At 56.4% G+C, this 613-nt stretch carries 1 protein-coding gene; it reads left to right on the forward strand.

Features of this window, described 5'->3' with window-relative positions; translation table 11 throughout:
• Window positions 1-613: RHS repeat domain-containing protein (locus LG198_RS00015; RefSeq protein WP_230341131.1), on the forward strand; the 613-nt coding region annotated here is incomplete at both ends.

Genomic DNA, 613 nt, shown 5'->3' on the forward strand with positions numbered 1-613 from the left:
ACCCAGACCATTCGCTATGCTACCCAGAGTCCGTCTGCGCAATGGGCGACTGGCACCTTGGCACAACTCAAACCAGCCACCAATGCCACCCGTGACCAGACCACCTACCGGCTCTACAATGCCCAAGGGCAACTGGTGGGGGAAGTGGATGCCGAGAGCTACCTCACCGAATACCAATATGACCGGGCTGGCAATACCGAAACCATCATCCGCTATGCCAGCAAGGTGACCTATGCCGTGGGCAATCCCTTGGCACAGATCAGGCCGGCTACGCATCCAGAAGACCTGATGGTGTACACGCGGTATGACGCCAACAACCGACTGGAACTCAAGCAGCAAAAAACCTTGAGCCAGAATGGTATGCAAGGATTGATGACCGTTTACACCCGTGACAACGTAGGCAACCTGACCTCGACCACCGCACTGGACTTCAGCAACTTCCCGCCTTCGGATCGCACCCAATCCAAGCGTTACGATCTGCAAGGCCGCGTGATTGCCGAACTCAATGGCGAGGGCAACAAGGCACTACAAGCCCTGGGGTCTAGCCCGACCCAGGCCCAGATCGACAATATCTGGAACAACTACGGCATTCGCTATGAATATGATGCGGCGG

Source organism: Methylobacillus arboreus (assembly GCF_020532725.1).
GTDB classification, from domain to species: Bacteria; Pseudomonadota; Gammaproteobacteria; order Burkholderiales; family Methylophilaceae; genus Methylobacillus; species Methylobacillus arboreus.